The sequence below is a fragment of the Serratia proteamaculans genome (genome assembly GCF_004684015.1).
GTDB classification, from domain to species: Bacteria; Pseudomonadota; Gammaproteobacteria; order Enterobacterales; family Enterobacteriaceae; genus Serratia; species Serratia proteamaculans_F.
This window is the reverse complement of the sequence record NZ_SRIA01000001.1, coordinates 222,937-243,308: the sequence shown is the minus strand read 5'-3', so window position 1 is coordinate 243,308 and position 20,372 is coordinate 222,937. Positions and strand designations below refer to the sequence as shown.

The following is a 20,372-nucleotide window of genomic DNA, read 5'->3' as shown; positions in this document are numbered from 1 at the left end:
TTTTCATTGCTTATTCTCGGAAAGATGAGGCTGCCGCCAGTCAGGCAAAGTTTGCACCGCCTGTGTCAGAGGATATAAAAAAGGATTTATCGGCCTGTTTCGTTCCACCGGCGTCAATATTGCAGCAGCGCCAGGCTGCTCTATGTTATCGGCGTAGCTGCGCAACAGCTGCGCGCACTGGGGCAGGAAAGTATCCCCTGGCGCCCTGTACAGCCGATACCCTTCACTCAACCGCACAATTTCCTGAGCCTGCATAAAAGCGGCGTTAATCGGCCAACTTTTCGCTTGCGGATAGGGATGGGCGTAGGTATTGAAAGGCTCTGCGGAGACCCGACCGATCAGGGTTTCGGTTTTCATCAGGGTCTGCAACAGCGGCGCTATATTAGCCTCACCCTCTTTTGCCGTCAGATAGTCGGCAATTTGACGATAAAGGCGCGCCAACTGCGCTTTTAACTGCGGAGCCTCACTGTCTGGCCACAGGTAAAGATGGACAATCGATGAAACCAATACCCCCAGCAGGATACCGATAACCCGATCGCGCAATTCCGTCAGGTTATACAACGGCCCGAACCAGCTGAAGAAAGCCAGGGAAAAAGTAAAGGCGATCTGGATACCCGCGTAGGCGATTCTTTCGGAGCCGGCCGCCAGCCAGGCTCCCAGAGCCATAACCGGCAGCGCCATCGCCAACAACCCGGTGAGGGAATCCGTATGGGGCTGAATAAAGACGATACATACCAGCGCCAGCAGCGTCGCCAGCAATGCCCCGCCAATACGCAACAGCGTCTTCTGCATAGTGGCACCCAACCCAGGCTGGGCCACAATAACGCAGCTCAACATAATGGTGTGTATCCCCTGCCAGTCTGTCGCAGTATAAAACACATAACAGATCAGGGTCGCCAGCAGCGTCTTCAGGGCAAAGTGCAGGTAGGCCGGATTTGACCAGGCATCCGGCAACAGCAAAGGCTCTTTCACTTGCCCTTCAGTTCGCAAGGGGATCGCCTCGCCCTGAGCCAGACGAGTCAAGGTTCGCGTCATTTCCAGCAAAATGGCTACGTTTGCGCTGTCGCTTGCAGCCGGCATCTCCATTTGGGCCGGTACAACGTCGCTATCGAAATGTTCCGCCAAATCGGCCAGCACGCCAGAGAGTTTACGGGCTTGTTGTTGGACTTGCGGGTCATTTTCACCCTGCTGAAGCAGCGCAGTCAGGTGGTAACAACGGCTGGCTGCCGCCATGAGCAACTGCCATTTCTCCGGATCATTGCTGATTTCGGCACTGGAACGCCCCGCCAGCTTATGCAGCAATTGCAAACGGGAAAATTGCGCCGCCACATCCAGCAGCTTCGGTTGCCCTTCCAGCCTGAGGTTGTCGCCCAAACGGGCCCATTGTGCAGACGTTTGGCGAAGCATCTGTGCCAGCAGGGCTTTGAACTGATAGCCGGGAAAGGCCTGATAAAAACAGGCATTGACCAGCAGCGTAACCAAAATAGCGGTATTGATCGCCACCCACAGCCACAGCAACAGCCGTACCAGAACTTCGCTTTCGCTGGTCATGGAAGGGAATGTCTGGGCATAAATCACCGACAGAGCGACGACAAAAAATGCCAGCCCCAGCTTGCCCAGCACCCTCATCAGATACATGGCGCAGAAAAACAGCAGCGTCGAAGCCACCAGCCGTATCAGCGGATAATCATAGGTCCATTTGAAAATCAGCAGGATACCGCCGATGGCGACGCTGATAGTGATCAGGAAAACTATTCCGATCAGTTTGATCATCAGGACGTTTTGCTGGCTGACATAGAAAACCACGATCAGCGCCACGGCCAGGAAAGGGATCTGCAGCGTCATAAACAGCGTGATCAACACCGCACAGCTCAGCGTCAAACGCAGGGTATAACCCCCCCTGCCAGGCGTGGCGCGTAACTCTCGGCTCAGATATTGCCCGATATTCTGCACGCGCCGCCCTTACTCAGACTCGGTTCGAGGCAATAAAACCGCGCTGGCGGACGCTCCCATGCGCAACAACTGGCGGTCCGGATGAGTAATGGCGATCTTCACCGGGAAACGTTGCGACACATGAACCCAGTTAATGCTCTTTTGAATCAGCGGCAAACCGCCGATCACGCTGCCCCCTTCTCCGGGCAAGACACCGGCGCCAATAGAGTCCACCACCCCGTCGAAGGTTTTGGAGTGATTGGTCATTACCGTTATTCGTGCCGGTACGCCGGCGCGAATATTTTGCAGATCGGTTTCCCGGAAGTTGGCGATGACAAACCAGTGGTCGTCATCCATTAAGGTAAATACCGGCTTTAAAGCGGAGGCGTACTGACCGACGGTGGTCTTCAGCGCCACGACCACGCCATTAAAGGGAGCCCGTACCTCGGTATATTCCAGGTGCAGTTCAGCCAACGTAATCTGGGCCATCACTTCTGCCCGCTGCGCGACCATCGCATCCACACCGGTGACCGCCGCGGCCGCCTGTTTCGCCTGCAATTGGGTGGTTGCCAGTTCTGAGCGAGCCGCTTTTTCTGCCGTTCTGGCCTGATCCAGGTCTTCCTGAGAAGCGAACCCCTGAGGGACCAGAGGTTCAAGGCGAGTGCGGGTGGAGGTGGTCTGTTTAACTAACGCCTGGGCGCGGGCTACGGCGGCAGCAACAGACTGGGCGTTATACTCCTGCGCTTTGACCGTGCGATTCGTCAGCCCAATCTGGGCATCCAGCGTGGCCAACCGGGCAATGGCATCGTCCAGCATGGCCTGATAAGGGCGGGGATCGATACGGAACAGCAGGTCACCTTTTTTCACCCGCTGATTATCCCGAATGGGCATCTCGGTAATCCGTCCGCTCACTTCCGGCACCACGTCGATGGTGTCCGCATAGACATAGGCGTCGTTGGTTTCCGGCGAAGTCTGTAGCTGCCATATCAACAAGATCATCGCAACGATAGCGGCCAGAACGATGACCAGCAATGGCCACTTTTTGCGTAATACACTGGAACGGGAATCAGTCATAGATGTTTACTTAACAAAGAGTAAGAACCAGAGGATCGCGGCAAACAGGAACATCAGCGCCAGGTAACTAATCACCAGCGGTGAAAAACGCGCCTGCCAGCCTTTACGCACAATCAACATATGGCAGGGGATCAACAAGAATGCGCCGCCCAGCAAACAAAAGAACCAGCCGGGGAATGTTGCACCGAATACCGGTATTGCCGGTGAGAATGAACAACCGGTGAGTGAATAAACGCTTGAAACGACAAGCAGCCGAACCAGCATGGAAATATGTTTCAAGCGCTATCCCTGATATTTTCTTTTCTGAAGTCGAGTCTAAACAGCATTACCGCTAAATAAAAGTCTGCGGCGTATTTAACCTGGCAATCGGGGAAACTAAAGTCCCTTTCTTGCAACCTCAGATAGGTTACAGTTCATACGCAAGAAAGCATTGTCGATGGCAGGCCTGCTGCCTACACTGCAATCAGGAAGTGACACTGGTGACAATTTGGAGCCGGAGGTTGTGGCTCCCATAACGAATAAGGAAGACATATGAGTTGGCCGTTCCTTGCCGTATTCTTTTCCGGTTGGCTGTTCGTCGACGCCTCCTACCGTGGGCCCCGCTGGCAACGTTGGGTGTTTAAACCTGTGACCTTGCTGCTGCTGTTATTGTTGGCCTGGCAAGCGCCAGTACTGGGTGCGGCAGGCTACCTGATCGTTCTCGGCCTGTTGGCAACGTTGGTAGCCGACGCTCTGTTGCTCCTGCCGCGCGAACGCGTGCTGTATGCCATCGGCGCATTTTTCCTGTCGAGTCTGCTGTATACCCTGAGTTTCGCCAGCCAGATGACTTTCAGTCTGTTTTGGCCGCTGCCACTGGCGCTGCTGGTGATTGGCGTGCTGTTGCTGGCGACTATCTGGACCCGGCTGGAAGAAATGCGCTGGCCGATTGCCACTCTGGTAGCGATGACACTGCTGATGGTGTGGCTGGCGGGGGAGCAATACTTTATGCGCAGCACCGATTTCGGTTTCTCGCTGCTGGCGGGGACCTCGCTGCTGTTGCTGGCCAATGTCATTTGGCTGCTTAATCGCTATCGCTTTAGCTTCCGCGCGGCCGATGCATTGGTGGCCTTCTGCTACTTCTCCGGCCATTTCCTGATTGTGCGTTCACTGTATCTGTAGTGACTCAGGGCGGGTTCGGCTGCCGAACCCGCTGCCACTAAGCCAGCGCCTTGAGCGTCAGGCCGTCGTCCGCGCCAAGCTGGTTGCGATAGATATCCCCATCCCGCGAAAAGAACGCCAGCGTGCTGCCGTCAGCCCGGAGTAGAGCTATGCCGTCCGGTGCCGGACGCCAGCCGACCACCTCAGCCGTTAACACATTCTTCAGGCAATTTTGCCGATCAACCAATTGATAGCCGTTGGTTGCACTCTGCTCGCTGGCCAAAAACTCGATCTGGCACTGCTGCTGCGCATCGGCAACTTGCCATTGTCCCGCCAGCGACTGCGCGGAAGGAAGAACCAAACTGCTGGCCATAACTGCCCCCGTTACCATCATATTTCCCGCCATTATAGCGGCACACGCCAAGCTGCCTTTCATATCGGCTCCCGCATAACGCCCGGCCAGATTGCGCCGGGCGTTATCCTCACTGTTACACGATAAAATCAGTGGTGACGTCTACCTGACCCACGATCTTCACCAGGAAGTCCGGCGCCTGATGGCCGCCGATATTCAGTGCCAAATCGCTGACATTATTTGATGCGTCATAAGTCAGTAGCGCTTCACCCACGGAGCCACTGAAATGATCAACGAAGTGGATTTGATCGCTGCTAGATTTACCCTGGTTGAAGAACGACAGGTCAATTTTGTCAGTGCCTTTCTGGAAATCCTTGAGCCAGTCGGAAGCGCCCGGCGCAGAATCACTGACCGCAGAGAAGACAAAGGTATCCTTGCCCGCACCGCCCCACAGCTCATCTGCCCCGCCGCCGCCGAACAGCACGTCGTTGCCCGCGCCCCCCTTGAGCACGTTGTTGGCCGCATTGCCGACGATAACGTCATTGCCTGAACCGCCGATGGCGTTCTCGATGGTCACGCCCGCCGCGATAGACACGTTGCCTTTCAACCCACCCACGTCGGAGAAGGATTTCTCGTTGAGGTTAATGCGCTGATTAGCGGTATAACCGGAGAAATCGAAGGTGTCATTACCGCCCGCATCCCATGCCGCAAAGATGACTTTCTGCGAGTTGCTGGTAGTGCTGAGGAAATCGCGGCCGGTATTGGAATTGAAGCCATACACGGTGTCACCGGTACGGGTCGTCAGGTTGGCGCCATACAGATGCTGGATGGCGGCAATGTCATCGAGCAGCGGTGCTGCCGCGTAGTGCCCGCCGTTATCACCGCCGGTGTTGGTTTCACTCCAGTAGCTCATCAGGCTGAACTCGCGGGTGTCCTCGGCATAGGTAACGTCATTGTAGGTTGGGTTGCCTTCCCCGGCGTTGTATTCACCCGGGTGGCTCAGGCCCAGCGCATGACCAATTTCGTGGGTAAACGTCTGGCGGCCATAGTCTTCGCTGGCCGGATGTTTGACGTTGGACTGGTTGACGTTGTACCAGGTCTGGCCGCCCAGATTCTGGCCCTGATAGATGGTATTCGGCAGGAAAGCGTAGGCCTGGGTATCGTAGTCATAATGACCGGGACGGTCCTGGCTGTAGTTGCCGAAGGTAATATTGGCCTTCTGACTGGCGGCCACTTCGGTGAAGGTGAGATTGGCCACGTCAGACCAGGATTGCAGCGACAGTTTGGCCTGTTGCTGCTGTTCCGCACTGAACTTGCTCAGCCCGGTGTCGCCAGCGACGTTGGTGGAAGAGAATTTATAATCCGGGAAGGAGAAAGTTAATTTAGCCGGCTGGCCAAAAACTTTATAACCGTTCCAGGTTTGGTTCTCACGGGTAATAAACAGCCCAGCTTGTTCGTTTGAAAATGAGTCCTTGCCATTAACCTGAATCCCGTTGCCACGCTCGTGGTAATGCAACAGATCGTCTACAGCATTGTAGCCGGAGCCAGTAGTTGCAAGGCTGGATTCAGTAACTTCAATTGCCTTTTTAGTAGATTGCATTGGTTCGATTCCACTCATTAGCTGATCGTTATCAATCAGACAGATAGACATAACCTGCCGGTCAGCCACGGAGTAGGATCCGCCGATTAACCGGAAGGGACTTATGCGCCGTTACCGGCAGTGTGTTAGATAGAATTAATGCATATATATCAGCAAATAAGATTACCGCCATAAATGGTAATCGATTCCAATTATAGGCAGGCGTGCAAAACTGAACATAAAATAATCAGCTATATATTTTCTCAACGAAGGCGATTTATGCTGGTTTTAGGCGATCTTTACAATCTAAATGAAACTTAGTCGTCATAAGTTGGCAACAAACTTCAACAAAAATGCGGCCTGCCGGTGCAAGCGGATCGTGCTGGCATAAAAGTGACAAAAAGTTAAATTTAGCTAAAGAGTTATAGATTAATAACTCTTTATTATTAGCCGTCGGGACTTTTAAATTCTTAAGGGAATACCCTTTTCTGATTTCGTCTAACGGCCCTGCGCCACCCGCGATAACGCCACCTCTCAGTTAGCAATAATTCTCATCCGCCGCTTGACTCTGGAGTTGACTCCAGGGTGTAGAGTCTGCCCAATGAACTTCATTAACGGCCCGGAGGGGGACGCTATGACTAACCATGAAAAGCATAATCATCAGGAACATCACCATGCGGAAGGCGGCTGCGGTTGCAACCACAGCCACAGCAAAACCCAGCACGGTTGCAGCAGTGAAAAGCAAAGTCCCGCCGACCATAGCGGACATGGCCATACGCACGATCATGGTGCCGGCGGGTGCAGCGCTGACAGCCATGAAGATCCGGATGAGGAAAGTGACAGGCTAGCTGCCGCCCCTCTCTCCGGCAGCCAGCGCTACAGCTGGAAAGTCACCGGCATGGATTGCCCAAGCTGCGCCAAAAAAATTGAAAATGCGGTGACTGCCCTCCCGGGCGTCGATAACGCTCGCGTGCTGTTCGCCACGGAAAAACTGGTGGTCGACGCTCAATCTGATATCAGCCTGCGCATTCAAGACGCAGTGAAACAAGCCGGTTTTACCCTGCTCGGCACTCAGACCACCCAAGCCGACCAGCCAAAAGCATCGCGTCTCGGCGAGTTTGCTCCACTGCTGCTGCTCACTACGCTGATGATCGTCAGTTGGGCGCTCAGCATGGTCAACCCTGAACTGAGCCGCATTGCCTTTACCGCCACCACGCTGGTGGGCCTGGCTCCGGTCGCGACCAAGGCGGTGCGACTGATTCGCTCCGGCACACCGTTTGCCATCGAAACCCTGATGAGCGTGGCAGCCATTGGCGCGCTGTTTATCGGTGCCACCGCCGAGGCGGCGATGGTCTTGCTGCTGTTTATGGTTGGCGAGATGCTGGAGTCCTACGCGGCCAACCGAGCGCGCCGTGGCGTGAAGGCGTTGATGGAACTGGTGCCGGAAGACGCCCTGCTGCTGCAGGGGACGGAGCGCAAACGCGTGCCGGTTGCCAGCCTGCGCCCCGGCGATGTGATTGAAATCGCGCCCGGCGGCCGCCTGCCGGCCGATGCCGAACTGCTCAACCCGTTTGCCAGCTTCGACGAAAGTGCCCTGACCGGTGAATCGGTGCCGGTTGAACGTCAGCAAGGCCAGAAAGTCGCAGCGGGCAGTTTGTCGGTCGATCAGGCCGCGCAGATGAAGGTGGTTTCCGAACCGGGCAAAAACGCCATCGACCGTATTTTGCAACTGATTGAGGAAGCCGAAGAGCGCCGTGCGCCGATCGAACGCTTCCTCGACCGTTTTAGCCGTTACTACACCCCGGCCATCATGTTGCTGGCCATCGCAGTGATCCTGGTGCCACCGTTGCTGTATTCAGAGCCCTGGGAGACCTGGATTTATCGCGGTCTGACTTTGCTGCTGATCGGTTGTCCTTGTGCGCTGGTGATCTCTACCCCGGCGGCGATCACCTCCGGGCTGGCAGCGGCCACCCGCCGCGGTGCACTGATTAAAGGTGGTGCGGCACTGGAGCAACTGGGTCAGGTGCAAACCATCGCCTTCGATAAGACCGGCACACTGACAGAAGGCAAACCGACGGTGACCGATGTGCTCCCTCTCAACGGCATCAGCGAACAGCAACTGCTGACCCTGGCCGCCGCCGTAGAGGCCGGTTCCCATCACCCGCTGGCGCAAGCGATTATCAACCGCGCCGAGCAGTATGGCGTGCCTCTGCCACTGGCACAGGGGCGCCGCGCTCTGGCAGGCGTTGGGGTGGAAGGCGTGATCGACGGCAGAACCGTACTGATCAGTGCGCCGGCCAAGTTAGCCGCAGGCCTGCTCAGTGAGCAGGACAGCCATCAGGTGGAACGGCTGGAAAACGCCGGTAAAACGGCGGTGGTGGTGCTGGAAGACGGAGCCCCGATTGGCCTGTTGGCGCTGCGCGACACGCTGCGTAGCGATGCCAAACAGGCAATTGCCGAACTGAAAGCGCTGGGGATCAACGGGGTCATGCTAACCGGTGACAACCCGCGTGCGGCGGCAGCAATTGCCAGTGAGCTGGGGTTGGATTACCGTGCCGGGCTGCTGCCGGAAGATAAAGTGAAGGCGGTAACCGAACTGAGTGAACTGCGCCCAACGGCGATGATCGGCGACGGCATCAATGATGCGCCGGCGATGAAAGCCTCCAGTATCGGTATCGCGATGGGCAGCGGCACCGACGTGGCGCTGGAAACCGCTGACGCGGCGCTGACCCATAACCGGCTGGTGGGCGTGGCGGAAATGATCCGCATATCGCGCGCGACACACGCCAATATTCGGCAGAACATCACCATTGCATTGGGGCTGAAAGGGGTATTCCTGATCACCACCCTGCTGGGACTGACCGGATTGTGGCTGGCGGTGCTGGCAGACTCCGGCGCCACCGCGCTGGTCACCGCCAACGCCCTGCGGCTGCTGAAGAAACGTCAATAATAACCTATGAAAACCACATCATGCGCCAGACTACAGGGTGCATGATGTGACGCATTTTATGCACTATTAACTGTAGGGTTTTATTATATTCTCGCGCACTTGCATGACGGGACCGTCAAGGATGCCCCACCCTTAAATGCCAAGAGCCTAATAATGAAAAACTTTAATTATACCTACCTGTTATTTGTTCCAATGACCCTGCTCTCGCCCCTGAGCTTTGCACAGCAGCCTGAAACCGACAGTACGCAACAGTTGATCGACCAGGCCCAGCGCCCCCCCTTTACCCAGGGAGGGCTACCCGCCGCCAACCATACAGCAACAACCACCGAGGAAGCCCAGCCCCAACCAGAGCATCGCCTGCTGCCAATCTGGGGGGATGAAGCACGTGCACGCGGCTATGACCTGCCGGAACCCTTCGGGATCGGCGTCAATTACATGAACATGCGGCAAAATATTAACGTCGATAGCATCAACTTTACCGGCTTGGGTTGGGACACATTCAATCTGCCGTCAAATTTGTTCAAAATCGACGTGGGCAAAACCCGCGAACAGAGCAAAACGGAAACCATGCGTCTGGACACCTGGGTGCTGCCATTCCTTAATGTTTACGGCATCGTCGGCCATACCAAAGGCAGTTCGTTGTCCCAGGTCTCCGTTGATGCCGATCCCAGCCAACATTCAGGAATGATGGAAAAAATCATCGCCAATGTCGTACACGGCATGAATAAGCAAGGGACACTGCGCGATCTGGATTTCAAACTCGATTTCAAGGGCACCACTTATGGCGCAGGCGCCACGATAGTCGGGGGCTATGACAACTGGTTCGCCTCGGTCGATACCAACTACACCCGCACCAGTTTTGATATCCTCGATGGCCAAATTTCCGCGCTGACGGTATCGCCCCGCGTCGGCTATCGCTTCCTGGTGCCCGGTATCAGTGGGCAGAGTCATCTAAACCTCTGGGTTGGCACCATGTATCAGGACGTGCAGCAAGAGTTCAAAGGCAGCCTGTCTGATTTAAGAATGCCGGCCGAACTGCAATCGCTGATGGCCCTGGCCAATCAGAAAGGTGAGGGTCGTTTCGAGGTAAAACAGCATCTGCAATCCCCATGGAATGTCCTGGTTGGCACGCAATATGAGATCACCAGACATTTTAACGTGTTGACCGAGTTTGGCTTCAGCCAACGCAACAGTTTTATGGTCTCGGGTGAATATCGCTTCTGATGGCGATCTCGCTCCGCTGTTTACCCCTGGCCTTGTTGGTTCTGCTGCCCGGTGTTGATGCCGCTTTGTTGTCACGTCAGCAAATAGATGAAATGTTGGCCCCTCTGGGGTCTGACAACCATTTCGACAGCAGCAAAGCCATCGATTGGGGTGTCTTGCCCGGCCCGTTTTATACTCCCGAACTCGGTCTTGGCCTCGGTACCGCTATCGTTGGGATCTATCGGCCGGACAGCCATGACAACGTCAGCCAAAATTCGACGCTGGCGTTAAAAGGCTTTGTCAGTTCGACCGGGGCCTTTGGTGTCGGTTTCCAAAACCACAGTTTTTTCGCTGACGACCAATGGCGCTTCTTTGCCGAGGGTTCGCTCAACAATATGCCCACCTACTTTTGGGGCACCGGCCACCAGGCTGGGCATAACGAGGGCAACAAGGAAAAGTACACTCAGCAGTCATTCCAGATAGCGCCACAGCTGTTGTACCGTATTGCCAGCGCCACCTACGCAGGGATTGGCTGGGACTTTTCCTCAACCCATGCCAGCGATCCTGATGGGGGTGACAGCAGCCTGTTAAGAGCCCAAAAAGCCGGAGTGTCATCGCTAAGCTCTGGAGTCAGCAGTTCGTTGAGTTACGACACCCGTGATTTCGTTTCCAATGCCAGTCGGGGGCAGTTTTTTCGCCTGAGCGACACTTATTTTGCCCCTGAGTTGGGCGGCGACAGCCGTTTCAATGCCGTTGAAGGCCAATACAACGCCTATCACAGTTTGAGTGCGAAAAGCGTGCTGGCGCTGGATGCCTTCAGCCGCCTGACCACGGGCGAGGTTCCCTGGGACAGGCTGGCTGAGCTGGGCGACGACCAACGAATGCGTGGCTATTATCAAGGCCGCTATCGCGACAGGAATGTGTTCAGCAGCCAGGTTGAATATCGTCGCAAGCTGGACTGGCGGCACGGTTATGTGTTGTGGGCCGGTGCCGGGACGCTAAGCAGCAAGGCCGGCGATCTGGGCCATGGCCCCTGGTTGCCTACGCTGGGTGCGGGTTACCGTTTTGAATTCAAACCGAAAATGAATGTACGGCTCGATTTTGGCGTCGGGCGTGGAAGCAGCGGGTTTTACTTTCAGGTTGGGGAAGCTTTTTAATGCGTTCTGTCGCACTGGTATTTTTGCTGTTGTTGCCCCTCTCGCTGCACGCCACACCGTTGGAAACGCTGATCACTTCGCAACCCACCGCTGAAAGCCGGATTGTCTGGCCGGTGACCGCGCCACTGCCACCACCGGGTGGTTTACGTCCCTGCTGCGCCTTTGGCTATAACCTCAAAGCGCAGGCCTGGGGGATCCCCGTACCCTTTTATCAATTAGGTAACCTGGTGGATGCCGATCGGCTAGGCTCCCATCAATACAACGACAGCGCTTTCAACGCCATCAGCAACTTGCTGGGCGTTGGCAGTGAGCAATTGGGCTTGATCTACACCCATCGGGGAGGATTTATCGATATCGCACACGTCCGCGATACCGCCGACAATACCCTCTTTCTGTTCAGCCAATTGCTCCCCCGATTGGGTCAGCAGTGGCATATCGACCTTAGCCCCGAGCTGGCAACCCGTCGCATACAGTTGAACGCCTTTAGCCCACCTCAAGATGCAGCGCAGCGCTATACGCTGGCGGCCTATTTGGCAGGTGAAATCGCTTTTCAAATGGCGGCATGGCATGAGATTGCACAGTGGTATGGCTACCGTTCCGTGCCGGGGTTTTCTGAGGAAGTCTCGGCTTTTTCACCAGAAGACCTGTATTCCAATCTGTTGGGAGCACGATTGGCGATTGATGCAATTTTGCAAGGGCAGGCGGTATCTCTCACTGCCTACAACAGCGCCATGGAGAGGCTGCTCCCTCAGGCTCTGCACCAGCTTGGCGCGGTATCCATCAGGGCAACCCAGCGGCAGTTTGACGGTATTGACGGCGACTGGTGGGACAGCCATCGCCGGGTGCCGGAGAAGTTTTTGGTGTTAAAACGGGATTACACCACCGGAAGCAATCGCCTGCCCGCGCTGCCTCCGTTCGAGAAGACCGCCCCACAGCGCCTGACGATACCGCTACAGGTTCAGGGGTTCCTGCTGGCAAGTCTGGGCGAGCTGCAACTCTGGCCGACAGATGACATGCGCAATCTTCCGGCACCTGCCCAGTATTACCGCCCATTGGATTTCGATGGGCTGGCATTACATGCTCGGGCATTGGACGCACAGCAAATATTGCAAACACGCGGTGATAAACGTCAAACCCCTTTGCGCAATAAATAGCGGTAAGGTGCGGTGTCGGTTTCCTGCGCCACCAGCGTATGTTCCATAAAGCGGCAGAACCCCGGAATGTCGCGGGTAGTTGCCGGATCGTCAGCGATAATCAGCAGAGTTTCACCGTTATCCATATGGCGCACGGTTTTGCGCACCATCATTACCGGTTCCGGACAACGCAGCCCCAGCGCATCAAGCGTCTGGTCGGCCTGGGCAAATAAGTCAGTCATGCAATTTTTCTCGGTCGAAAACGATCGGCGAACGCTCGCCACATCTCATTAGCGCCTAGTTTACGCCGGTAGTTTTTCTGTGCAAGATGCGTTAACGTTTGCGTTAAATTTAACCATTGCATTGGTTGCGCAAACGCGTATCATGCGGCCGCGACGCTTATTTTGTTGCGCAGACAAGACATTCTGGGTTCCCTCACCCCACGATTAAAAAGGCTACAACATGTATTCGTTTACTGCTCAGCAGCGCCTTACCGCGTTGGTCTGGCTATCGCTGTTCCATATTATCATCATTACCTCCAGTAACTATCTGGTGCAGTTGCCGATGTCCATTTTCGGCTTTCATACCACCTGGGGTGCTTTTACCTTTCCGTTTATCTTCCTGGCGACCGATCTGACGGTGCGTATTTTCGGCGCTCCGCTGGCACGTCGTATCATTCTTTCGGTGATGGTTCCGGCGCTGTTCATTTCGTACGTGATCTCCACCGTGACCTATCAGGGTGAATGGCAGGGCTTTGCCGCCTTGGGCAGCTTTAATCTGTTTGTCGCCCGTATCGCCGTCGCCAGCTTTATGGCTTATGTGCTCGGTCAGATCCTCGACGTCCACGTTTTCAATCGTCTGCGTCAGCGCAGCGCCTGGTGGGTGGCTCCGGCAGCCGCCATGTTCCTCGGCAACATCAGCGATACCCTGTCGTTCTTCTTTATTGCCTTCTACAAGAGCAGCGACGCCTTTATGGCTAACAACTGGGTTGAAATCGCGCTGGTGGATTACAGCTTCAAAGTGCTGATCTGCCTGCTGTTCTTCCTGCCGATGTACGGCGTACTGCTGAATATGCTGCTTAAGCGTATCGCCGCACGCCAGGACGACGGCAGCCTGCAACCGGGCTAACCCGTGTTATTATTGGCGGCCTGCACCCACCCGGAGGCCGCCATGACCGTTATTATCCGCCACGCCACCCTCGACGAAATTCACTGTCTGTATCAGCAAATCCCCGCATTCGGCAACCAGCAGCGCTGCTGATGATGCTCATCAGCAATCACTATCAGATTGTTCAGCTGGAAAAGAAAAGCGAAGTGGCTGATTATCGGCTATTACTTGAAAAAACCTTGTGACAACATCTGCTTGCATTTCAACCTGGAATAGGTTGCGATACGTGAGAGAACCCCTACCTGAAAGGAAGAAGGAAGCCCAATGCGTAAAGTAGCAAAATTGATGGGTATCAGCCTGTTAGTGCTTGGCCTGGCGGCCTGTGACGGCGACACCAAAGACACCAAGGCATCGGCAGGAGATGCCGCCGCCAGCGCCCCAGCCGGGCAACAGGTAAGCTTGCTGGATGGCAAGCTGGCGTTCACCCTGCCGGCGGGCATGGCGGACCAAAGCGGCAAACTGGGTAATCAGGCGAACAACATGCACGTTTACGCCGACAGTACCGGCCAGCGCGCGCTGATTGTGATCCTCGGCGACAAGACTGCCGACAGCCTGGAAACCCTGAGCAAGCGTCTGGAAGATACTCAACGCTCGCGCGACGCCAACCTGCAGGTGATCACCAACAAAGCCATCGACGTTAACGGTGTTCCGCTGCGTCAGTTGGACAGCATCATCACCAGCGGCGGCGAGAAAGCCTACTCCTCTATCCTGATCGGCACGCTGGACAACAACATGCTGACCATTCAGGTGACGCTGCCGGCGGATAACCAGCAGCAGGCGCAGAGCGAAGCCGAAGGCATCATCAAAACGCTGAAACTGAACAAGTAATCTTTGCCAAGGCGCAGTTTAATGCTGCGCCCTTAAGCCAATGCCTGCGCCAGCAGGGTGATCGGATGTTCGCAGCGTTTGCTGGTCGACATCTCGATTTGCCATTTGCAGGTTTCGCAGTCAGTCACCACCAAATCGACCCCACTCTCCTCTATCTGACGGAACAGCGACGCACCAATACCCTGCGAAGTCTCATAGTTCTCGGATTTAAACCCGTAGGTGCCGGCAATACCGCAGCACTGCGAATCCAGCACCACCAGCTCCAGCCCCGGTATCTGCCGTAACAGCTCCAGCGTATAGGCGGTCCAGCCCATTTTTTCCATATGGCATGGCGTATGGTAGGCCACCCGCAGCGGCGTGTGCTTCAGCGGCAACTGACGCCCTTGATTGATCAAGCGGTACAGGTAGCGCGTCGCCAGTTCCACCCGCTCACGCACCGCCGAGGTGTCCACGTCCAGCAGGTGCGGGTATTCATCACGCAGGGTAAAAGTACAGCTCGAAGAGGTCGCCACCACCGGGATACCCCGTTCCAGTACTGTTTCATGCAGCGATTCGGCGTTAACTTTGGCCTGTTTTTTTGCCTGGGCAATAAAGCCGTTGGCGATCAGCGGTACGCCGCAGCATTTCTCCCGCTTGAGCAACTGCACGCCGATGTCCATCGCATTGAACACCTTGATCAGATCCTTGCCCAGTTGCGGATGGTTGTAATTGACGAAGCAGCCGTGGAAGAACGCCACCTGATCGGCATAACGCTGTTGGGCCTGAGCCTGCTGACGGTACCAGCGGCGGAAGGTACCAAACGAGTACTTTGGCAATTCACGCCGATGGTCAATTTTCAGCGCCTTGTCGAGCAGGGCACGCACCGGTTTAAGCCCGGTAGCGGCATTAACAATCGGCGCAAACGGCGTCGACAGCGAGCCCATGAGATCGGTATGGCTGAGGATAGCGTCACGCAGCGTGGGTTTGCTCTGGGCAAAGTCGGCACGGGCACGCTGAATGATATCGCCGATTTTGACGTCGGACGGGCAGGCCACCTCACAGCGTTTGCAGTTGGTGCAATACTTCAGCGCTTCGTCATACAGCGCCGGATCCTTGAGCCGCAGGCGCTCGCCGTCTGGCCCCGCCTGTTTTGGCCCCGGATAGAGCGGATTGACTTTAGCTACCGGGCAATAGGTGGTGCAGACGGTGCACTTGATGCAGTTTTCAAAGCTATTATCTTTCTGCAGGCTCATGGACGCTCCTCCTGTGCCGCAATCTGTTGCGCGACGTACAGCGCCCCAAGCAGCGAAACACCCGCACCGCAGCCCTGCTGCAGGGGATCATAGCCACCGGTCACTGCGCCGATGGCATACAGGTTGCTCAATGGCTCCCCCTGCCTTAAGGCACGCAGCCGGTTATCGGTACGTACGCCAAATTGCAAATAGGGCTGCGGAGCAAACAGATTGCGATCGCTCCAGTCTGCGCGATCCGCACGGCTGTCGACATCCAGCCCAAACACCGGTTCACGTATACCGTCAAAATCCGCCACCAGCCCGTTGCTGAAGAAGCTGCCGCTGGCCAGCACCACCTGCTGCGCCAGCAACGGAATATCGGTGTGGTTGCGGGTATAAAGGCCAGTGACCCGCCCGGCTTCGATATCCGCCCGCAGCACGCTATCACCTGGCATAAAAACGCCGCCCAGTTGCTGCAGACGCGAACGCAGCGCCTGATGCAGGCGCATACCCAGCACCGAAGGCGGCAACGTCGGTAACAGCAGAATGGGTTTACCCAGCGCCGCCTGCAACGCGGCCAGTGAGGTATCATCTTCCAGCCCCAGACAGGCGGGCAGGAAAATCGCCTCGGCATCACCGGCCAGTCGACGCATTTCTTCCGCCATCGGCGTCAGGTTTTCCGGCAGATCCAGCACCCTCGCAATATTCACCGCCCGGAACTCACTGGGGTTGTTGCGCAGCCGATCCAGCGCCGGCAAGTGCATATAAGCAACTTCAGCCTTGATGCCCAGCGTCTGTATCAGGGAACTGGCAGCCAACTGCGGCTGAAAATCCAAAAATCCTTCAATGCCGATCACCGCGATATTTTTCCACGGTAGCTCGCCGTCCAACGGCGTGACCGGGATAGCCTGTGGGCTAAGCCAGGTGGCCCGGCGCGTACCCAGCGGAGTGACCCGCAGATGATTACGTTCACTGCTGCCCTGCAGGCTCAAACCACAGCGTTGCAGCAGCAGAGCCGCGTCATCCGACAATGCCGCCACCCTTTCCGCCCCCATCAGCGTGTAAGGATGCCGTGGCGCCTGTAGCGCAAGCTCAGACATCGCTGCCAGGGGTGACGTTACCGGAGTGCCGTCAGGTAACTGCGCCAGCAGATCAAGCGATCCGGAGGAAAAATAGAGTGCGCTTTGGCCTGAACTGACCACGGCGCAGCGCTTACCCTGTTCCGCCAGCCTGATAGCGCAGGTCATGCCTGCCAGGCCACCGCCAATCACCACTATGTCAAATCGCATCATCGGCCTCCTGTTCCCCCCGGGCATCGAGCCCGCACAATCCCTGGTAAACCCAGCTGGTAAACTCACTTTCACGTAGCGCATCGCCCCAGGCGATCGGCCGAACGCCTTTCCAACGCTCGTTAAGGAAATGCGATAGCTGATCGATCGACTGCTGCGGGGTTGTGACGTTAAAACGCGTCAACAGCCCGGCGGCGCGACAGGCGCAGAGTTCCCCCTGGCAGGTGCCCATGCCGACGCGGGTGCGGCGGCGGAGATCGACCAGATTGTTGACGGTGAGGGAGTTCACCGCATAACGCACTTCGCCGGCGGTGACCGCTTCACATTCGCACACCAGGCTGTTATCCAGCCGATCGCCGGCCGGTACCTGACTGGCCCTGTCGCCATGGCGATAGACCGCCGAACCACGAATGCTGGCAGGCAGAGAAACCACGCTGCGCACCGTTTCTTCCGCCGACTGACGGGAGCCGGGCAAGGCTTCCTGCGCGGTGGTACAGGGGCTGTCCAGCCCAAGCTTTTCACACACTTTATCGGTCGCCCACTGCGCCATCAGCCGGTAGGTCATCAACTTGCCGCCGGTAATGGTAATAAAGCCTTCCAGGCCGTCGCGGCTGGCATGATCGAGCAGCACGATGCCACGGCTGACGTTGCGGCCGCTGGGGTCGTCGTCACTGGCTACCAGTGGTCGCACACCGGCATAGGCGCGCAGAATACGCGTCTGCGCCAGCTCCGGCGCCAGCAGCGCCCCCTCGCGGATCAGGATGTCAACTTCCTGCGGTGTCACCAGCATGTTGTCGATCTGGTCATAGTCAATATGGGTGGAGGTGGTGCCAATCACCGAGATGGTGTCGCCCGGCACCAAAATGTCGGCGTCCGCCGGTTTGCGGCAGCGGTTGATCACCATGTTGTTGATGCGATGGCCGAGGATCAGCAGCGCGCCCTTGGCCGGGAACATGCGAATGCGCAGATCGGCATATTCCGCAATCTGCTGGCCCCAGATACCGGCCGCGTTGACGACTACCTCGGCATGAATATCGTAACGCTGTGAAGATTGATGGTCGAAAACGCGCACTCCGGTTACGCGATCGCCTGCGCGAAGTAAACCGACCACCTGATGATAAGTAAGGATCTGCGCACCGTGCTCACGGGCATCGAGCATATTGGCGGCGGTCAAACGGAAAGGGTCAACGGTGCCGTCCGGTACCCGCACCGCGCCAATCAGCGTCGGGTTGGCCGCCGGTTCCAGGCGCAGCGCCAACTGCGGGTCAATCGCTTCAGCGTTGATCCCGGCGCTGTGGCAGGAGGCAATGAACTGTTGCTGGTAAGCCAGCGGATCCTGCGGCAGCGTGATGAACAGCCCATCGGTACGCTCGATGCAGTGATGTGCAATACGCTTGAGGATTTGGTTCTCTTCTATGCATTCGCGCGCCGATTCACCGTCAGTCACAGCATAGCGCGCTCCGCTGTGCAGCAGACCGTGGTTACGACCAGTGGCACCGGTGGCGATATCGTGACGCTCCAGCAGTATGCAACGCAGGCCACGGCGCGCGCAGTCACGAGCAATGCCCGCACCGGTCGCACCGCCGCCAATAATGATCACATCCGTTTCGTTATCCGGTGAATGGCTGCTCATGAGGCTCTCTCAGGATCCGTGATTATTAATCTATTGAGCCACAGTCATTGGGGTCTTTGTTTGATAAGGAACAATAACGAACTCAAAACGAAAGCAAAATGTCCACAAAAAACCATGAATGTGATCATAATCACGATTTTTGGGCGTTTTTCTATTTCATAACGTTAACGAATCGCTCAAAATCCGCCGGTGTTTCATAAAAGTGTAACAATTGCGCCATTCATCACAGCGACACCAGGCTGATTTGACTAGGATGACGCTCGTTATGGAACAAAAAAACACCACATTCGATATCCGCTCAATCTTCAAATGATCGTTCTTGGTCATATTGATGTGATAACTAGATAAAGCCATCGGAGGCGCTCATGTTGAGTATTTTTAAGCCGGCAGCACACATTTCCCGTGTGCCGGTCGACAAAGTCGACCCGCTGTACCGTAAATTGCGCTGGCAAATTTTTATGGGGATTTTCTTCGGTTATGCCGCCTACTACCTGGTGCGCAAGAACTTCACCCTGGCCATGCCTTACCTGATCGACCAGGGCTTCAGCCGCGGTGACCTCGGTTTCGCGCTGTCCGGTATTTCCATCGCCTACGGCTTTTCCAAATTCATCATGGGGTCGGTTTCTGACCGCTCCAACCCTCGCGTGTTCCTGCCCGCCGGCCTGATCCTGGCTGCCGCGGTGATGCTGTTCATGGGCTTCGTGCCATGGGCGACTTCGAGCATCGCGGTAATGTTCGTGCTGCTGTTCCTGTGCGGTTGGTTCCAGGGTATGGGCTGGCCGCCATGTGGCCGAACCATGGTGCACTGGTGGTCGCAGAAAGAGCGCGGCAGCATTGTTTCGGTCTGGAACTGCGCCCATAACGTGGGTGGCGGTCTGCCGCCACTGCTGTTCCTGCTGGGCATGGCCTGGTTCAACGACTGGCATGCAGCGCTGTATATGCCGGCCTTCGGCGCCATCCTGGTGGCCCTGATCGCCTTCGCCCTGATGCGTGACACCCCGCAATCCTGTGGCCTGCCGCCGATCGAAGAATACAAAAACGATTACCCGGACGACTACAGCGAGAAAGCGGAAGAAGAGCTGACTGCCAAGCAAATCTTCATGCAGTACATCTTGCCGAACAAGTTGCTGTGGTACATCGCCGTGGCCAACGTGTTCGTTTACCTGCTGCGTTACGGCATCCTGGACTGGTCACCGACCTACCTGAAAGAAGTGAAGCACTTCACGCTGGATAAATCTTCCTGGGCCTACTTCCTGTACGAATATGCCGGTATTCCGGGCACCCTGCTGTGCGGCTGGATGTCGGACAAAGTATTCAAGGGCAACCGTGGCGCCACCGGCGTGTTCTTTATGACCCTGGTCACCATCGCCACCGTGGTTTACTGGCTTAACCCGGTCGGTAACCCTGGCATCGACATGGCCTGCATGATCACCATCGGCTTCCTGATTTACGGGCCGGTGATGCTGATCGGTCTGCACGCACTGGAACTGGCACCGAAGAAAGCGGCCGGTACCGCGGCGGGCTTCACCGGTCTGTTCGGTTATCTGGGCGGTTCAGTCGCAGCCAGCGCCATCGTCGGCTACACCGTTGACTACTTCGGTTGGGACGGCGGCTTTATGGTGATGATTGGCGGCAGCGTCGGCGCAGTATTGCTGCTGCTGTTGACCATGCTGAGCGAGAAAAAGCACCACGCAGAGATCGCGGCCAACAAACGCGGTTAAGCGTCA

Annotated in this window: 17 protein-coding genes and 1 pseudogene; 9 read left to right on the top strand and 9 right to left on the bottom strand. The window is 56.4% G+C overall.

The window, feature by feature from the left end:
• Window positions 1-3: 3 nt before the first annotated feature.
• Genes E5C26_RS01115 through E5C26_RS01105 form a run of 3 tightly spaced genes read right to left on the bottom strand, consistent with a single transcriptional unit; the run spans window position 4 to window position 3,270 of the window.
• Window positions 4-1,953: an FUSC family protein gene (locus E5C26_RS01115; RefSeq protein WP_135314703.1), complete on the bottom strand. Its 1,950-nt coding sequence runs from the start codon at window positions 1,951-1,953 to the stop codon at window positions 4-6.
• A 9-nt stretch (window positions 1,954-1,962) separates the two neighbouring features.
• The gene (gene mdtN, locus E5C26_RS01110; protein ID WP_135314702.1) at window positions 1,963-3,006 is read right to left on the bottom strand and encodes a multidrug transporter subunit MdtN; all 1,044 of its coding nucleotides are present in this window, start codon (window positions 3,004-3,006) and stop codon (window positions 1,963-1,965) included.
• A gap of 6 nt (window positions 3,007-3,012) precedes the next feature.
• Window positions 3,013-3,270 (bottom strand): YtcA family lipoprotein, encoded by a 258-nt coding sequence (locus E5C26_RS01105; protein WP_135314753.1) that lies wholly within the window; start codon window positions 3,268-3,270, stop codon window positions 3,013-3,015.
• A 267-nt stretch (window positions 3,271-3,537) separates the two neighbouring features.
• Here E5C26_RS01105 and E5C26_RS01100 point away from each other — a divergent pair, with 267 nt between their 5' ends.
• Entirely contained in the window at window positions 3,538-4,164 is a 627-nt protein-coding gene (locus tag E5C26_RS01100; RefSeq protein WP_135314701.1) for a lysoplasmalogenase, read from the top strand.
• 37 nt (window positions 4,165-4,201) lie between these two features.
• On the opposite strand, the gene E5C26_RS01095 is transcribed toward E5C26_RS01100, so the two are convergent.
• Window positions 4,202-4,579: an AprI/Inh family metalloprotease inhibitor gene (locus tag E5C26_RS01095; protein ID WP_135314700.1), complete on the bottom strand. Its 378-nt coding sequence runs from the start codon at window positions 4,577-4,579 to the stop codon at window positions 4,202-4,204.
• Between the two features lie 52 nt (window positions 4,580-4,631).
• On the bottom strand, window positions 4,632-6,095 hold the full coding sequence (locus E5C26_RS01090; protein WP_135314699.1) for a serralysin family metalloprotease: 1,464 nt from the start codon (window positions 6,093-6,095) through the stop codon (window positions 4,632-4,634).
• Window positions 6,096-6,708: 613 nt separating this feature from the next.
• Between E5C26_RS01090 and E5C26_RS01085 the strand changes: the two genes are divergently transcribed.
• The 4 genes from E5C26_RS01085 (at window position 6,709) to E5C26_RS01070 (ending at window position 12,538) form a co-directional block, all read left to right on the top strand.
• Complete coding sequence (locus tag E5C26_RS01085; RefSeq protein ID WP_135314698.1) at window positions 6,709-9,024, top strand: zinc/cadmium/mercury/lead-transporting ATPase; 2,316 nt, start codon at window positions 6,709-6,711, stop codon at window positions 9,022-9,024.
• Window positions 9,025-9,177: 153 nt separating this feature from the next.
• Window positions 9,178-10,248: a hypothetical protein gene (locus tag E5C26_RS01080; RefSeq protein ID WP_135314697.1), complete on the top strand. Its 1,071-nt coding sequence runs from the start codon at window positions 9,178-9,180 to the stop codon at window positions 10,246-10,248.
• Window positions 10,248-11,384, top strand: a complete 1,137-nt coding sequence (locus tag E5C26_RS01075) for a BamA/TamA family outer membrane protein (RefSeq protein ID WP_135314696.1) — start codon at window positions 10,248-10,250, stop codon at window positions 11,382-11,384. Before E5C26_RS01080 ends, E5C26_RS01075 begins: the two co-directional genes overlap by 1 nt.
• Window positions 11,384-12,538, top strand: coding sequence for a DUF4056 domain-containing protein (locus tag E5C26_RS01070; RefSeq protein WP_135314695.1), 1,155 nt, complete (start codon window positions 11,384-11,386; stop codon window positions 12,536-12,538). The genes E5C26_RS01075 and E5C26_RS01070 overlap by 1 nt, the downstream gene beginning before the upstream one ends.
• Here the strand turns inward: E5C26_RS01070 and tusA are convergent.
• Complete coding sequence (tusA, locus tag E5C26_RS01065; RefSeq protein WP_012004676.1) at window positions 12,514-12,759, bottom strand: sulfurtransferase TusA; 246 nt, start codon at window positions 12,757-12,759, stop codon at window positions 12,514-12,516. The two genes, E5C26_RS01070 and tusA, sit on opposite strands and share 25 nt — an antisense overlap.
• A 220-nt stretch (window positions 12,760-12,979) precedes the next feature.
• On the opposite strand from tusA, the gene E5C26_RS01060 reads away from it, so the two are divergent.
• The 3 genes and pseudogenes from E5C26_RS01060 to E5C26_RS01055 all read left to right on the top strand — a co-directional run bounded on the left by E5C26_RS01060 (window position 12,980) and on the right by E5C26_RS01055 (window position 14,512).
• Window positions 12,980-13,645, top strand: a complete 666-nt coding sequence (locus E5C26_RS01060; protein ID WP_135314694.1) for a 7-cyano-7-deazaguanine/7-aminomethyl-7-deazaguanine transporter — start codon at window positions 12,980-12,982, stop codon at window positions 13,643-13,645.
• A gap of 122 nt (window positions 13,646-13,767) precedes the next feature.
• Window positions 13,768-13,869 (top strand): annotated as a pseudogene (locus tag E5C26_RS24730) (GNAT family N-acetyltransferase); the annotation flags it as partial.
• Between the two features lie 79 nt (window positions 13,870-13,948).
• Window positions 13,949-14,512 carry a DcrB family lipoprotein gene (locus E5C26_RS01055; protein WP_135314693.1) on the top strand — a complete coding sequence of 188 codons (564 nt, stop codon included), beginning with the start codon at window positions 13,949-13,951 and terminating at the stop codon, window positions 14,510-14,512.
• A gap of 32 nt (window positions 14,513-14,544) precedes the next feature.
• On the opposite strand, the gene glpC is transcribed toward E5C26_RS01055, so the two are convergent.
• From glpC to glpA, 3 genes are read right to left on the bottom strand one after another with little or no spacing between them, the layout of a single operon-like run.
• Entirely contained in the window at window positions 14,545-15,744 is a 1,200-nt protein-coding gene (gene glpC, locus E5C26_RS01050; RefSeq protein ID WP_135314692.1) for an anaerobic glycerol-3-phosphate dehydrogenase subunit GlpC, read from the bottom strand.
• Window positions 15,741-17,012 (bottom strand): glycerol-3-phosphate dehydrogenase subunit GlpB, encoded by a 1,272-nt coding sequence (glpB, locus tag E5C26_RS01045; RefSeq protein WP_135314752.1) that lies wholly within the window; start codon window positions 17,010-17,012, stop codon window positions 15,741-15,743. The genes glpC and glpB overlap by 4 nt, the downstream gene beginning before the upstream one ends.
• Entirely contained in the window at window positions 17,002-18,645 is a 1,644-nt protein-coding gene (glpA, locus tag E5C26_RS01040) for an anaerobic glycerol-3-phosphate dehydrogenase subunit A (RefSeq protein WP_135314691.1), read from the bottom strand. Before glpA ends, glpB begins: the two co-directional genes overlap by 11 nt.
• Before the next feature lie 365 nt (window positions 18,646-19,010).
• Here glpA and glpT point away from each other — a divergent pair, with 365 nt between their 5' ends.
• A complete protein-coding gene (gene glpT / locus E5C26_RS01030) occupies window positions 19,011-20,366 on the top strand; it encodes a glycerol-3-phosphate transporter (RefSeq protein WP_017891280.1) in 1,356 nt (451 codons plus the stop codon).
• The last annotated feature ends 6 nt before the right edge of the window (window positions 20,367-20,372 follow it).

Coding starts and splice junctions, on each gene's coding strand:
- mdtN (WP_135314702.1), bottom strand. CDS start 3,006: ATGACTGATTCCCGTTCCAGTGTATTACGCAAAAAGTGGCCATTGCTG.
- E5C26_RS01105 (WP_135314753.1), bottom strand. CDS start 3,270: ATGCTGGTTCGGCTGCTTGTCGTTTCAAGCGTTTATTCACTCACCGGT.
- E5C26_RS01100 (WP_135314701.1), top strand. CDS start 3,538: ATGAGTTGGCCGTTCCTTGCCGTATTCTTTTCCGGTTGGCTGTTCGTC.
- E5C26_RS01095 (WP_135314700.1), bottom strand. CDS start 4,579: ATGAAAGGCAGCTTGGCGTGTGCCGCTATAATGGCGGGAAATATGATG.
- E5C26_RS01090 (WP_135314699.1), bottom strand. CDS start 6,095: ATGCAATCTACTAAAAAGGCAATTGAAGTTACTGAATCCAGCCTTGCA.
- E5C26_RS01085 (WP_135314698.1), top strand. CDS start 6,709: ATGACTAACCATGAAAAGCATAATCATCAGGAACATCACCATGCGGAA.
- E5C26_RS01080 (WP_135314697.1), top strand. CDS start 9,178: ATGAAAAACTTTAATTATACCTACCTGTTATTTGTTCCAATGACCCTG.
- E5C26_RS01075 (WP_135314696.1), top strand. CDS start 10,248: ATGGCGATCTCGCTCCGCTGTTTACCCCTGGCCTTGTTGGTTCTGCTG.
- E5C26_RS01070 (WP_135314695.1), top strand. CDS start 11,384: ATGCGTTCTGTCGCACTGGTATTTTTGCTGTTGTTGCCCCTCTCGCTG.
- tusA (WP_012004676.1), bottom strand. CDS start 12,759: ATGACTGACTTATTTGCCCAGGCCGACCAGACGCTTGATGCGCTGGGG.
- E5C26_RS01060 (WP_135314694.1), top strand. CDS start 12,980: ATGTATTCGTTTACTGCTCAGCAGCGCCTTACCGCGTTGGTCTGGCTA.
- E5C26_RS01055 (WP_135314693.1), top strand. CDS start 13,949: ATGCGTAAAGTAGCAAAATTGATGGGTATCAGCCTGTTAGTGCTTGGC.
- glpC (WP_135314692.1), bottom strand. CDS start 15,744: ATGAGCCTGCAGAAAGATAATAGCTTTGAAAACTGCATCAAGTGCACC.
- glpB (WP_135314752.1), bottom strand. CDS start 17,012: ATGCGATTTGACATAGTGGTGATTGGCGGTGGCCTGGCAGGCATGACC.
- glpA (WP_135314691.1), bottom strand. CDS start 18,645: ATGAGCAGCCATTCACCGGATAACGAAACGGATGTGATCATTATTGGC.
- glpT (WP_017891280.1), top strand. CDS start 19,011: ATGTTGAGTATTTTTAAGCCGGCAGCACACATTTCCCGTGTGCCGGTC.